Source organism: Allobosea sp. LjRoot9 (assembly GCF_964252745.1).
Classification (GTDB): Bacteria; Pseudomonadota; Alphaproteobacteria; order Rhizobiales; family Beijerinckiaceae; genus Allobosea.
This window is the reverse complement of the sequence record NZ_CAXUPC020000002.1, coordinates 80685-94415: the sequence shown is the minus strand read 5'-3', so window position 1 is coordinate 94415 and position 13731 is coordinate 80685. Positions and strand designations below refer to the sequence as shown.

The window sequence follows — 13731 nt, the reverse complement described above, 5'->3', positions numbered from 1 at the left end:
ACAACCTGAACGCCGTCATTCCGGGCGACCGCAGGGAACCCGGAATCCATCGAAGGGCGCTGTGCTCTATGATGGATTCCGGCTCTCCGCTTCGCTGCGGCCGGAATGACGGCTGAGGATCAGAAAAACGCCTGCAGGCCCGTGATCGCCCGGCCGAGGATCAGCGCATGCACATCATGCGTGCCCTCATAGGTGTTCACCGTCTCGAGATTGGCCGCATGGCGCATCACCTGGTACTCGATCGAGATGCCGTTGCCGCCATGCATGTCGCGGGCCTGGCGGGCGATGTCGAGCGCCTTGCCGCAATTGTTGCGCTTCACCAGCGAGATCATCTCCGGGGCCATCTTGCCCTCGTCGAGCAGACGCCCGACGCGAAGCGAGCCCTGCAGGCCGAGCGAAATCTCGGTCAGCATGTCGGCGAGCTTCTTCTGGTAGAGCTGCGTCTGGGCCAGCGGCTTGTTGAACTGCTTGCGGTCGAGCCCGTATTGGCGGGCGCGCTGGAAGCAATCCTCGGCGGCGCCCATCACGCCCCAGGAGATGCCGTAGCGGGCGCGGTTCAGGCAGCCGAACGGACCTTTGAGGCCGGAGACGTTGGGCAGCAGGTTCTCCTCGGGGACGATGACGCCGTCCATGACGACTTCGCCGGTGATCGAAGCACGAAGCGAGAGCTTGCCGCCGATCTTGGGGGCGGAGAGGCCCTTCATGCCCTTTTCCAGGATGAAGCCGCGGATCTGGTTGTCATGCGCGGCCGACTTCGCCCAGATGACGAAGACATCGGCGATCGGCGAATTCGAGATCCACATCTTCGAGCCGGTCAGCTTGTAGCCATCAGCGACCTTCTCGGCGCGGGTCTTCATGCCGCCCGGGTCGGAGCCGGCATCGGGCTCGGTCAGGCCGAAGCAGCCGACCCATTCGCCCGAGCCGAGCTTGGGCAGGTACTTCTTGCGCTGGTTCTCGTCGCCGTAGGCGTAGATTGGGTACATCACCAGCGAGGACTGCACCGACATCATCGAGCGATAGCCGGAATCGACGCGCTCGACCTCGCGGGCGACGAGCCCGTAGGAGACGTAGTTCGCGCCGGCGCAACCATATTCCTCGGGCACCGTCACGCCGAGCAGGCCGAGTTCGCCCATCTCGTTGAAGATGGTGCGGTCGGTGGTCTCGTTGAGATAGGCTTCCGAGACGCGCGGCTGCAGCTTCTCCTGCGCGAAATCGCGGGCGGTGTCGCGGATCAGGCGCTCATCTTCGTTCAGCTGCTCGTCGAGCAGGAAGGCGTCGTCCCAGGTGAACTCGGCCAGCTTGTGGCTGGTGGAGTGGCTGCGAGCGGCTTCGGCCATGGTGTGTCTCCCCTTGATCTCTTGTCGTCATGGTCGGGCTTGACCCGACCATCTCTGAAACCAGCTATTTGGTCACGAGATTCTCGGGTCTGCGCTTCGCTTCGCCCGAGAATGACGCCCTATGAATCACGCATCCACATCGAAGCTGACGCCCTGCGCCAGCGGCAATGTCGTGCCGTAATTGAGCGTATTCGTCGCGCGGCGCATATAGGCCTTCCACGCATCGGAGCCGGCCTCGCGGCCGCCGCCGGTTTCCTTCTCGCCGCCGAACGCCCCGCCGATCTCGGCGCCGGACGGGCCGATATTGACGTTGGCGATGCCGCAATCGGAGCCCTCGGCCGAGACGAAGATCTCGGCCTCGCGCATGTCGAGCGTGAAGATCGAGGAGGACAGGCCGGCGCCGACCGCGTTCTGCAGCGCGATCGCCTGGTCCAGCGTCTTGTACTTCATCACATAGAGGATCGGCGCGAAGGTCTCGCGCTCGACCGGACCGGTCTGCGAGGGCATCTCGACCAGGGCCGGGCGGACATAGAAGCCGCCTGCGCCGACCGTGACCTGCTCGCCGCCATGGACCTTGCCGCCGGCAGCCTTGGCCTCGGAGAGCGCGGACTGCATGCCCTTGAACGCGGCCTCGTCGACCAGCGGCCCGACCAGCACGCCGGCCTCGCGCGGATCGCCGATCTTTACGGATCCATAGACCTTGATCAGCTTCGGGATCAGCGCGTCATAGACGCTCTCATGCACGATCAGGCGGCGCAGCGTGGTGCAGCGCTGGCCGGCCGTGCCCATCGCCGCGAAGGCGATGCCGCGCAGCGCGATGTCGAGATCGGCCGAGGGCGCGACGATCGCGGCATTGTTGCCGCCGAGTTCGAGGATAGCGCGGGCAAAGCGCGCGGCGAGCTTCTGGCCCACCTCCTTGCCCATCCGGGTCGAGCCCGTGGCCGAGACCACCGGCACGCGATGGTCGCTGACCAGGAGGTCGCCGATCTCGCGGCCGCCGATCAGGATCTCGGAGAGACCGACCGGGGCCTCGGGACCGAAGCGCTTCATCGTCTTCTCGACGATCGCCTGCACGGCGATGCCGGTCAGCGGGGTCTTCTCCGAGGGCTTCCAGACGACGCTGTCGCCGCAGACGAAGGCGAGCGCGGCATTCCACGACCAGACCGCGACCGGGAAGTTGAAGGCCGAGATCACGCCGCAGACGCCGAGCGGGTGCCAGGTTTCCATCATGCGGTGGTTCGGGCGCTCGGTCGCGATGGTCAGGCCGTAGAGCTGGCGCGAGAGGCCGACCGCGAAATCGCAGATGTCGATCATCTCCTGGACCTCGCCGAGGCCCTCGGAAACGACCTTGCCGGCTTCGAGCGTCACCAGCAGGCCGAGATCGGTTTTCGCAGCGCGCAATTCCTCGCCGAGCAGGCGCACGAACTCGCCGCGGCGCGGCGCCGGCACCTTGCGCCAGGCGAGATAGGCGCTCTGGGCCCGGCCGATCGCGGCTCCGGCCTCGGCGGGGCTCGTCTCGCGGAGCGTGGCGACCGCCTCGCCCGTGATCGGCGAATGGGCCGGGAGGCCTGCCTTGGCGAAGGCGGCGTCGGTTACGCCAAGGCGCTTGAGCAGCGCCAGCGCGTCTTGCGGCAAAGATGAAGCCATCTGTGAATTCCAAACCCGTCGCTAGAGCCGGACGATGTCAGCTGGGATCACCAAGTGATCCATCTGAAATCTGAATCCGTCTCTCATCTAAAAGTCAGAGCAGGATCAATGCGAAAAACCGGTGCCCACTTTTTCGCATCCTGCCCTAGCGAAACACGCCAAGCGGCGCGGGACTTCGAGCCGCCGCGCCGGAGGGGCGAAGAATGCCCTCTTCCACCCCGCATGGGCAATCGATATGTTCTCACGACTTGATGAGAGTTTATCATGAACTTTGACATCGTCCCGGGCCGGCTTTCGGTGCCTTCGCTCTCGGCGCTCGCCGCCTTCGAGGCGGCGGCGCGGCATGGCAGTTTCACGCGTGCCGCCGAGGAGCTGAACCTGACGCAAGGCGCCGTCAGCCGGCAGGTCGCGCATCTCGAAAAGGTTCTCGGCGTCGGCCTGTTCCAGCGCGTCAGGCAGCGCGTCAGCCTGACGCCGGCGGGCAGCGCCTATGCGGCCGAGATCCGGGACGGTCTGTCGCGGCTTGCTGCGGCCACCGTCTCGGCCATGGCCTTTCGCGGCGCGGCCGGCGTGCTGCATCTGGCGATCCTGCCGACCTTCGGGACGCGCTGGCTGATCCCGCGCCTGTCGCGCTTCATCGAGGCGCATCCCGGCATCACGATCAACTTCACCACCAAGCTGGTGCCCTTCGACTTCGCTCGCGAGCAGGTCGATGCCGCGATCCATTTCGGCGATCCCGTCTGGGCCGGCGCAAGGCTGCACCGATTGATGGGTGAGGAGATCATCCCCGTCGCCGCGCCGTCCCTGGTGGCGCGCCTTGGCCTGGCGGAGCCGGCGGACATGCTGCGCGCGCCACTGCTGCAGCAATCGACACGGCCGCGCGCCTGGGCCAACTGGCTGGAACAGCAGGGCCTGCCTCCCGAGCGCGCCTTGATGGGGCCGCGCTTCGAGCAGTTCGCCATGGTCTCGCAGGCCGCGGTCGCCGGACTGGGGCTCGCCATCGTGCCGCGCTTCCTCGTCGAGGAGGAGTTGCGTCTGGGCGCGCTCGTCATCCCCGTCGATCGGCCGGTAACCGGCTCCGAGGGCTATTACCTGGTCTATCCCGAGGCCAAGGCCGGATTGCCGGCGGTGATCGCCTTCCGCGACTGGCTGCTCGGTGAATGCGGCGCGTGAGCCAGAGCAGGATGCGCAAAAGTGGGCACCGGTTTTTCGCATTGATCCTGCTCTCACTCCCGGGATGAGAGACGGATTCAGATGTCAGATGGGATCACTTTGTGAGCCCATCTGAAATCATCCGGCTCTAGCCGGCTGCCGGCGCGTATGCGCTCAGAGGCCGCCAGGGTTTTGCGCGATGGCACTGAGATTGCTTCGCGAGGCCTGCGACGACAGCTCTCGACAAGGCGCCATTGTCGCGTCATTCATGCGCTGAATTCACCAACCTCGGTCGCGACGCATCGCGGCCATGCTCCGCGGGACCGCCATGTCGTCTTCGTCTGAAAGCGCCGATGTCGTGATTTGCGGCGGTGCCGCCATCGGCTCCTCCGTCGCCTATCACCTCGCTGCCGATCCCGGCTTCAAGGGCAAGGTCGTGGTGATCGAGAAGGACCCGACCTATCGTCTGGCCGCCTCGGCGCTCTCTGCCGCCTCGATCCGCCAGCAATATTCCAGTGCGGTCAACATTCGCATCTCGCTCTTCGGCATCGATTTCCTGCGCAATCTCGGCACCCATCTCGCGGTCGATGGCGAGACCCCCGTCATCGATCTGCACGAGGGCGGCTATCTCTATCTCGGGGGCGACGAGGGCGCCCCGATCCTCGCCGCGAACCAGAAGCTCCAAGCCGCCGAGGGCGCGGATATCGCGCTTTATGCTGCAGAGATGCTGCGCAACAAATTTAGCTGGCTCAATACATCGGACCTTATCTGCGGCACCTATGGCGTCAGCGGCGAGGGCTGGTTCGACGGCTGGGCGCTGCTGCAGGCCTTCCGCAAGAAGGCGCGCTCGCTCGGCGTCGAATACCGGCAGGGCGAGGTCTCCGGCTACAGCGTCGATGGCGGCCGCGTCAGCGGCGTCGCGCTCGCCGACGGCAGCCGCATCGCCTGCGGTGCGGTGGTGAACGCTTCGGGCACCCATGGCGCGCGGCTGGCCGCCACGGCCGGCGTCGCGATCCCGGTAAAGTCGATGAAGCGCTATGTCTTCTCCTTCACCTGCAAGGGCGAGATCGACAACTGCCCGCTGCTGATCGACACCACCGGCGTCTGGTGCCGGCCCGAGGGCAAGCGCGGCAGCGAAGGCCAGCTCTTCATCGGCAGCTCCTCGCCGACGCACGAGGCCGACCAGGAATGGGTCGAGAGCGACCCCGGCGTCGAGGATGTCGACTGGTCCTTCTTCGAGGAGACGGTCTGGCCGGCGCTGGCGCATCGCATCCCGGCCTTCGAGCAGATAAGGCCCGGCCGCGCCTGGGCGGGGCCCTATGACATGAACGGGCTCGATCACAACGCGATCATCGGCCCGGCTGCCGGCGTGCCCAATCTCTATCTCGCCAACGGCTTTTCCGGCCATGGCCTGCAGCAGTCACCGGCGGTCGGGCGCGGGCTTGCTGAGCATATCCTGCATGGCGGCTATCGCACGCTCGACCTTGCCGATCTCGGCCATGAGCGCATCGTTGCCGGCAAGCCTCTCAAGGAGGCCAACATCATTTGAGGAGGTGGCCCGCATGGTCGATCCGGCCTTCGTCCAGGCCATGGCGCGCTACAACGCCTGGCAGAACCGGAGCCTGATCGCAGCGGCCGACACGCTCGACGATGAAGGGCGCCGGCGCGACCGGGGCGCCTTCTTCAAATCGATCCAGGGCACGTTCAATCATATCCTCTGGGCCGACGAGGTCTGGCTGCATCGCCTGACCGGTTCGCCGAAGCCGTCCGTGAGCGGCCGGGATTCGGCGATCTATGTCGAGGACTGGGCCGAGTTCCGCTTCAGGCGCCGCGAGCGCGATTTCGCGATCGAGGCCTGGGCGGCCAATGTCGAAGCGAACTGGCTGCGCGGCACCCTGATCTGGTATTCGGGCGTGGCCGGCCGCGAGATCGGCAAGCCCCGCGGGCTCGTGGTGGCGCATCTCTTCAACCATCAGACGCATCATCGCGGCCAGATTCACGCGATGCTGACCGCAGCCGGAACCAAGCCGGACGATACCGACTTCTTCCTCGTCGATGAGCTGCGCTGAATGCGATTCGTAGTCGGTCACACAAATTTGATGTGCCATTGATGGTGTAGAATCTGATTTGGAAAACTCTTTGCGTGGGCGTCCTCGCTTGCGCCGCAGACGGATGGCCACGCATGCCCAGCTCAGAGACGATCACCACCGGCGCGGACCTGATCGCGCGAGGCCTCGCGCGGGCCGGCATTCGCCACGCCTTCGGCATTCCCGGCGGCGAGGTTCTGGCGCTGGTCGAGGCCCTCAGTGCGGCCGGCATCGAGCCTGTTCTGGTCAAGCATGAGAATGCAGCCGGCTTCATGGCCGAAGGCGTCTGGCATGCGACGGGCGCGCCGGGTCTGTTCTACGCCACGCTCGGCCCCGGCGTGGCCAATGCGGCCAATGTCGTCGCCAATGCATTGCAGGACCGCGTGCCTCTGATCTTCATCACCGGCTGCGTCGATGCGGCCGAGGCCGAGAGCTACACCCATCAGGTCTTCGACCATCAGGCGCTGCTGCGCCCGATCGTCAAGGCGAGCTTCCGCGCCACGGCCGAGACCGCCGCCCTCGTCATCGAGAAGGCGCTCGCCATCGCGCTGTCGGGCCGGCCCGGCCCGGTCCATATCGACGTGCCGATCAGCGTGGCGGAAGGCCCCGCCAAGGCGTCCATGCGTCCGCCGGCTCCGCTACCCCTGCCGGTGCGGCCGGCCGAGGGGCACGGCCTGGAGGCGGCTCGCGGGGCTCTGGCGAATGCCGAGCGCCCGCTGATCATCGCCGGTCTCGATGTCGTCAATCAGGGCGCGGCCGATGTGGTCGCCGATTTCGCGCGCGACCGCGACATCCCCGTCATCACCACCTATAAGGCCAAGGGCGTGCTGCCCGAGAGCGATCCGCTCTCGCTTGGCGGAGCGGGGCTCTCGCCGAAGGCGGACAAGCTGCTGCTGCCGCTGGTCAAGGCCGCGGACATGATCGTGCTCGCTGGCTATGATCCGATCGAGATGCGCCTCAACTGGCGTGATCCCTTCTCTCCTGGAACCCAGATCATCGACATCGTCGCCGAGGCGATGCCCCATGGCGTGCATCGCAGCGACCATCTCATCGTCGGCGACATCGCGGCCAGCCTGTCGGGGTTGAGCGTCGCGCCGGCCAAGAGCCATGTCTGGCCGGGCGGCGAGCCCACAGTGGCGCGGGAGGCGCTGCGCGACAGCTTCGCCTCCTCAGCCGCCTGGGGGCCTGATGTCGTCTTCGAGACGGTGCGCGCCGCGACGCCTGCAGACACCGTCATCAGCATCGATTCTGGCGCCCATCGCATCCTGCTCTCGCAGATCTGGCAGACCGACATCCCGCACGCGATCCTGCAATCGACCGGGCTTTGCACCATGGGCTGCGCCGTGCCGCTGGCGCTCGGCTACAAGCTCGCCAGACCCGCGACGCCGGTCGTCGCCTTCGTCGGCGATGCCGGGCTGGAGATGGGGCTGGGCGAGCTCGCGACCGCGCGCGAACTGGGCTTGCCCATCGTCATCGTCGTCCTGGTCGATGAGAGCCTCGCTTTGATCGAGATGAAGCAGCGCGCGAGCCAGCGCCCCAATGCGGCGGTGGATTTCTCCGGCAGCGATTTCCCGGCCGTGGCGCAGGCGCTCGGCGGCGTCGGCCGCTGGGTCGACGACGCCGACACGCTCGAGAGGGAAGTCGAAGCCGCGCTGGGCCGTTCTGCATTCACCGTGCTGGCCTGCCGCATCGCGCGGCGCGCCTATGACGGGAAGATCTGAGGCGGCGGACAGAGGTCGTCCGGCTGGAGCCGAAAAAACGGCGGGCGATCTTCGCTTGAAGTCGCCTGCCAACTCGGCAGGATGAGGGCTGCCTGCTATCGTCGCGGGCTCTCATCTCAGAGTGAGAGCGGGATCAATGCGAAAAACCGGTGCCCAGTTTTTCGCATCCTGCTCTAGCGGAGGTTTTGCCGTGCTTCGTATCCTGACGGCCGTCTCGCTCGGCCTCGCCTTCACCGCCGCGGCGCTGGCGCAGGAGACCCCGGCGAAGGGTGAGTTTCGGCAGGCGCCGGCATTGCTTGCGCGCTATGCCGATGTGCCGGTGACATTGCGCTCGCCTTTCTTCGCGGCGGGGCGCGCCCGCGGTTATGATCCGGGGCGGGAGGCTGCCGGCTTCACCACCCAGGCCGAGATGGAGGCCTTCATCGCGGCGCTGGGCAACGCCGCCAATCTCGGCATCGGCTCGCTTGGGCGCTCGCTCGAAGGCCGCAACATCCCTTATCTCCTGTTCACGGCCGAGGGCGCTCGCAGCCTGGAGGAGGCGGCCAGGAACCAGCCCGCCGACCGGCCGGTGGTCTGGCTGATCGGCCAGCATCACGGCAATGAACCCGCCGGCGGCGAGGCGATGTTGGCGCTGGCGAAGGACATCGCCTCGGGCGGTGAGCTTGCCGAGCTGACGCGGGCGCTGACCATCGTCATCGTGCCGCGCTCCAATCCCGACGGTGCCGCAGCCTTCACGCGCGACACCGCCGCCAAGGCCGACCCGAACCGCGATCACCTGCTCCTGACCCTGCCCGAGACCCGCGTCCTGCAGACGGCGGCTGCGACGCTGCCGCCGGATCTCGTCATCGACGCGCATGAGTTCACGGTCGGCGGCCGCTGGCTCGCCAAGTTCGAGGCGCTGCATGCGACGGACTTCGTTTATATGCGCGCCACCCATCCGCTGGTGCCGGCGCGCGCCACGGCGCTGGCCGACCAGCTCTTCCTGCCCGCGATCGAGGCCGCCGCCGCAAGCGCCGGCCTGACGGCCTATGTCTATCAGACCTCGCCGAACGCCAGGCCGGAGGACAAGACCGTCGCGACCGGCGGCAATGCGGCGGGCATCGCGCGCAACGCCTTCGGGTTGATGGGTGCGGTCTCGATCCTGCTGGAGACGCGCGGCGTCGGCATCGGCACGCAAGGCTTCCAGCGCCGCGTCGCCACTCATTACCTTGCCGCCATCGGCGCCCTGCGGGCCGCAGCGGCCGATCCTGCCCGGCTGCGACGCGCCGTTGCCGAGGGCCGTCAGGAGGCGGCGCGTTCGCATGCGGACCTCGTCGTCGCGCATCGTGTCCCGGTGGTCCAGGGTTTCGTGCCGCTGGTCGACCCCGTCACGGCGGCGCCGCGCCCGACCTCGGTGCCTTTCGTCGATGCCCGCCATATCGAGCCGACCGTGGTGCGCCCGCGGCCGGCCGGCTACTGGCTGGCGGATGGCGAAGCGACGGCGCCGGTGCGCGAGGCGCTGGCGCGGCGCGGCATCCGCTCTTGCATCCTCACAGTGCCCGCGACGGTGTCGGGCGCGGAAGCCTTCACCGTGACGGCGCGCCGGCAGGTCGACCGCCGCGCCATCAATCCGGAAGGCGGCGTCTCGACCAAGGCGGAGCGTGACGCGGCGCCCGTCACCCTGCCGGCCGGTTCGAGCTATGTCCCGGTCGAGCAGCCGCTGGTCGGCCTCGTCGTCGCCTCGCTCGACCCTGACGCCGCCGGCGGCTTCGTCAGCGCCGGCCTGTTCCCCGGTGAGGTCGGCGCCCGCCTGCCATTGCTGCGCTTGCCGGCCGGCGCGGGCGCGATCGGCTGCCCCGCCAGGCCCAACTGAGTGGACTTCGACTGTGCCACGCGCGATGACGCGCCGGTGCGACCCACGCTTGCGCGGCAGAGCTACGCTTGCGCGACATGCGAGGGGCGCGTCGCCGGGTGATTGTCGGAGCGGGCTGGATGCGGGCATGGTGCGCACCATTACTGGAGCCGTTTCATGCCCGAGATTCACAACCTGCTTGCATTCGTGCTCCTGGCCTTCGGCATGGTGCTGACGCCAGGCCCGAACATGATCTACCTGATTTCGCGTTCGATCTCGCAGGGGCCCGGCGCCGGCCTGATCTCGCTTGGCGGCATTGCACTCGGCTTTCTGTTTTATGTGTTCTGCGCCGCCTTCGGCATCACCGCCTTCGTCCTGGCGGTGCCGTTCGCCTATGACGCGCTTCGGCTCGCCGGCGTCGTCTATCTGCTCTATCTCGCCTGGCAGTCGCTGAAGCCCGGCGGCCGCTCGCCCTTCCATGTCCGTGAGCTTGCGCCCGACGGTCCGCGCAAGCTCTTCGCGATGGGCTTCCTGACCAGCCTGCTCAATCCCAAGATCGCGGTGTTCTATCTGGCGCTGCTGCCGCAATTCATCGATCCCGCCGCCGGTAGCGTGCTGGCGCAGTCGATCATGCTCGGTTTCATCCAGATCGCGGTCAGCCTCAGCGTGAACACGCTGATCACCCTGGCCGCCGGCAGCATCGCGCTGTTCCTGCGGACGCGGCCGTTCTGGTCCCTGGTGCAGCGCTGGCTGATGGGCACCGTGCTCGCGGGCTTTGCCCTGCGCATGGCGATGGAAGCCCGGCGCTGAGGCCTTGGAGCCACACATGCAGCCCTCATCCTGAGGAGCGGCATAGGTGCGGCGCAGTCGCCGCGCCTCACCATGACGAACGCGAAATGACGAATCCGAACCCGCTTGTTCCGGCAAGCGGGTGTTTCCGTCGTGGACCCGCGCCCGCGCCGACCGGTTGACCGCCGCCGCAGGGGGCATGTTACGCTGTCCCAGCGTAAGGCGAGCCTGTGCGGGAGGTTGCGAAATGGCCTGCTCACTGTCGCGGATAGCGTTTCGGGCCTGTCTGATCCCTATCATCGCAGGCTTCTGGCTGTCGCCGAGCCTGGCCCAGAAAGTCGATGCTGTCGCGGTCTGCAAGGCCGACAAGACTGATGCGGGCATTGCCGCCTGCACGGCTGTCCTGAAAGGCCGCGGCGACCGCAAGAGCAAGGCTTCTGCACTGTTGAGCCGGGCGCAGAGCTATTGGGCGCTGAAACGCCTGGTCGAGGCCGAGAAGGACTATAGCGAGACGATCAAGCTCGTGCCGAACTTCGCAGCGCTCTACCGCGACCGCGGCCAGATCCGCTTCGGCCTCGGCAACGGAGCCGGCGCCATGGAGGATTTCACGGTCGCGATCGACAAGGAACCGTTCAACGCCGACAACCACGCCAATCGCGGCTATCTCAAGATGCTGGGATATGATTTCGAGGGCGCGCGCGAGGATCTGCGCCAGGGCCTGTTCTGGCAGAAGGACCATCCGCGCAGCCACTACATGATGGGGCTGCTGCACTACTCGACCGCTCGGTATCGCGAGGCGGTCGCAGCGATCGAGCAGGCGCGCGCGCTGGGCTTCAAGGGCAATGAGGGCTTCGTCACCAAGGCGCGCAGCCTGTTTTATATCGGCGCTTTCGACGCGGCCGAGAAGGAGGCTTCCGACGGGTTGCAGGGCTTCCCCGCTCAGTACGATCTCACCGAGATCCGGGCGCGGGCCAGGTTGGTGCAGCGCATGATCCCGGAGGCGCTCGCGGACGCGGAGGCGGTGGTGCTGGCCAACCCGAAATACGGCCGCGCCTATGCGACGCGCGCCGCGGTCAAGCTCGCCATGAAGGGTCTGGACGAGGCCCGGGCAGACGCCGACAAGGCGATCGAACTCGATCCGAAACTGTTCGACGCTTACGAGGTCAAGGCCGAGATCCTGTTGGCGGCCGGGGACAAGGCCGCAGCGCGCGCGCTCTACCAGCAATCGGCCGCCCGCACCGACGCCAAGATGGGCTACGACGTCACCTCGCGAAACCGCGCCTCAGCACGCATCATCGAACTCGACAAGCCGCCGCCGATCATTGTCGCCGACCTCGACGAAACGGAGTTGAAGGCACGCTGCGAGACGCGCGACGACCCGCTCCGGATGCAGAGCTGCGATCGCCTCGTCGAGACGGCGTCGACGCCTCAGGCCAAGGCGGACATGCTGATCCTGCGTTCGCGGGCGCGGCCCTATGGCCAACAGATCGCCGATCTCGATCTCGCCGTGGCAACCGTGCCGGATTATCTCGAGGCGGCCTTGGCGCGCGCCAGCGGCCACATCTCGTCCTATGGCTATGACGGCAACATCGCTCCGTTCGAGCGGGCCTGGGCCGATGCCGACAGCGTCGTGCGCCGGGCCGCGCCGGCTTCGCAGGAGCTGCGCCGGGCATTGACGGTGCGTGGCCTGGTTGCGACCTCGCTTGGTCGCCACGAAGAAGCCCTCGCCGACTGGTCGAAATTGTTGCAGATCGAGCCAGACAACGCCGTCTGGCTTCAGTCCTACCGAGCGACATCCCTGCTGATGCTGGGCCGGCCGTCCGAGGCGCTGGTCGCGGCGCGCGAAACCGACCGGCTCATGCCGGACGACAAGAAGCGTATATTCGGTAGCCGCGACCTCGTTCTCCCACTGATCGAGACCGGACAGGTCGATGCGGCTTTGGCCGAGATCGAGGCCTGGAGTGCGCGCAGCCCGGAGCAGTCCCAATCGCAGGACGTGATGCGCGCCCGCGCGCTTCTGGCGCGCGGAGACGATGCCGCGGCGCTCGACCTGACCAATGCCGTGCTGTCCAGGGGCCGAATCGATATCGGTGCGCAGGCGGTGCGCGGCATCGCGCAGGCAAGGCTCGGCAATGGGCTTGCCGCTATCTCCGACATCGACGGCGCGCTCGAGGGGATCGGGAAGGATCGCACGCAGGCGAGCTATGAGGGGCTGACGCCTGGCTTCATGTCCGACCTCGCGCTTCATCGTGGATTGGCGCGCCTGCAGCTGCGCCAGGTCAACTTTGCGCGCGTCGATTTCACTGAGGCGATCAGGCTGGCGCCTGATCGCGCCCGCCCCTATGCCGAGCGGGCACGTCTCGCCCTCATGGCGGGCAGCCCGGCGGCGCTGACCGACATCGCCATGGCGCTCAGGATCGAGCCCGCCGAACCGCGCTGGCTTGCTCTGGCGGCCCGCATCAACCTGGTGACCGGCGATACGGCCGCCGCCGAGCGCCTCGCAACCGAGGCCCTTGCCGCGAAAGCCGCCGATCCCGACCTCATGCTGCTGCGCGCCAAAGCGCGGCTCGCCCTGGGCAAGTTCGGTCCGGCGCTCGAGGATGCCGCGGTGCGGCTGGCCGTGACGCCATCCGACGCTGAAGCACTGCTGGTGCGGATCGAGGCGAGGACAGGGCAGGGCAATCTCAAGGATGCGCTTGCCGACGCCGAAGCGGCGCGGGCCAGCAATGGCGGCGACGCCAGGATTCTGATCGCATTGGCGGAGTTGAAGGCTCGCAACGGTGACGCGCCTGGTGCGATCGGCGCCTTCGAGGAGGCCGTGGCCAAACCCGACACCGCGCTGACTGCCAACAAACGCCTCGGTGACCTCTATGCCGGTATCGCCTCGGATCAGCTTGCCCTGGGCTACTATGCCAAGGCGCTGGAGCTGCCGGCTTACAAGCCGGAGGACGAGACGGTGAAAGTCGCTGCGCGTGCCGCCCGCGACGCGCTGATCCGGAAGATGGCCGCGCCGAAATAGGGGCGCAGAGCATTTTCAAGCGAAGTGGACACCGGTTCGCGTGAAGAAAATGCCCTAGCCCTGTGTTTTCGCAAGGGGTACGCATCGCGGATGCGCTACCGCCGCGCCGGCGCTTTAGGTTATGCTCGCAGCATTGTCCCGTTTGGAA

At 67.1% G+C, this 13731-nt stretch carries 9 protein-coding genes; 7 read left to right on the top strand and 2 right to left on the bottom strand.

The window, feature by feature from the left end:
- Positions 1 to 119: 119 nt before the first annotated feature.
- Together ACSQ3P_RS08955 and amaB are read right to left on the bottom strand one after the other, a co-directional pair.
- Positions 120 to 1337, bottom strand: coding sequence for an acyl-CoA dehydrogenase (locus tag ACSQ3P_RS08955; protein WP_436165253.1), 1218 nt, complete (start codon positions 1335 to 1337; stop codon positions 120 to 122).
- Between the two features lie 126 nt (positions 1338 to 1463).
- A complete protein-coding gene (gene amaB / locus ACSQ3P_RS08950; protein WP_436165252.1) occupies positions 1464 to 2984 on the bottom strand; it encodes an L-piperidine-6-carboxylate dehydrogenase in 1521 nt (506 codons plus the stop codon).
- A gap of 264 nt (positions 2985 to 3248) precedes the next feature.
- Between amaB and gcvA the strand changes: the two genes are divergently transcribed.
- The 7 genes from gcvA (at position 3249) to ACSQ3P_RS08915 (ending at position 13583) form a co-directional block, all read left to right on the top strand.
- Entirely contained in the window at positions 3249 to 4157 is a 909-nt protein-coding gene (gene gcvA / locus ACSQ3P_RS08945; RefSeq protein ID WP_069689988.1) for a transcriptional regulator GcvA, read from the top strand.
- A gap of 307 nt (positions 4158 to 4464) precedes the next feature.
- Complete coding sequence (locus ACSQ3P_RS08940) at positions 4465 to 5685, top strand: NAD(P)/FAD-dependent oxidoreductase (protein ID WP_436165251.1); 1221 nt, start codon at positions 4465 to 4467, stop codon at positions 5683 to 5685.
- 13 nt (positions 5686 to 5698) lie between these two features.
- Entirely contained in the window at positions 5699 to 6205 is a 507-nt protein-coding gene (locus ACSQ3P_RS08935) for a DinB family protein (RefSeq protein WP_436165250.1), read from the top strand.
- Positions 6206 to 6318: 113 nt separating this feature from the next.
- The gene (locus tag ACSQ3P_RS08930) at positions 6319 to 7944 is read left to right on the top strand and encodes a thiamine pyrophosphate-binding protein (RefSeq protein ID WP_436165249.1); all 1626 of its coding nucleotides are present in this window, start codon (positions 6319 to 6321) and stop codon (positions 7942 to 7944) included.
- A 190-nt stretch (positions 7945 to 8134) separates the two neighbouring features.
- Positions 8135 to 9796: a M14 family zinc carboxypeptidase gene (locus ACSQ3P_RS08925; RefSeq protein ID WP_436165248.1), complete on the top strand. Its 1662-nt coding sequence runs from the start codon at positions 8135 to 8137 to the stop codon at positions 9794 to 9796.
- A 156-nt stretch (positions 9797 to 9952) separates the two neighbouring features.
- On the top strand, positions 9953 to 10585 hold the full coding sequence (locus tag ACSQ3P_RS08920; protein ID WP_069689992.1) for a LysE family translocator: 633 nt from the start codon (positions 9953 to 9955) through the stop codon (positions 10583 to 10585).
- A gap of 226 nt (positions 10586 to 10811) precedes the next feature.
- Positions 10812 to 13583 carry a tetratricopeptide repeat protein gene (locus ACSQ3P_RS08915; RefSeq protein ID WP_436165247.1) on the top strand — a complete coding sequence of 924 codons (2772 nt, stop codon included), beginning with the start codon at positions 10812 to 10814 and terminating at the stop codon, positions 13581 to 13583.
- Positions 13584 to 13731: the final 148 nt, after the last annotated feature.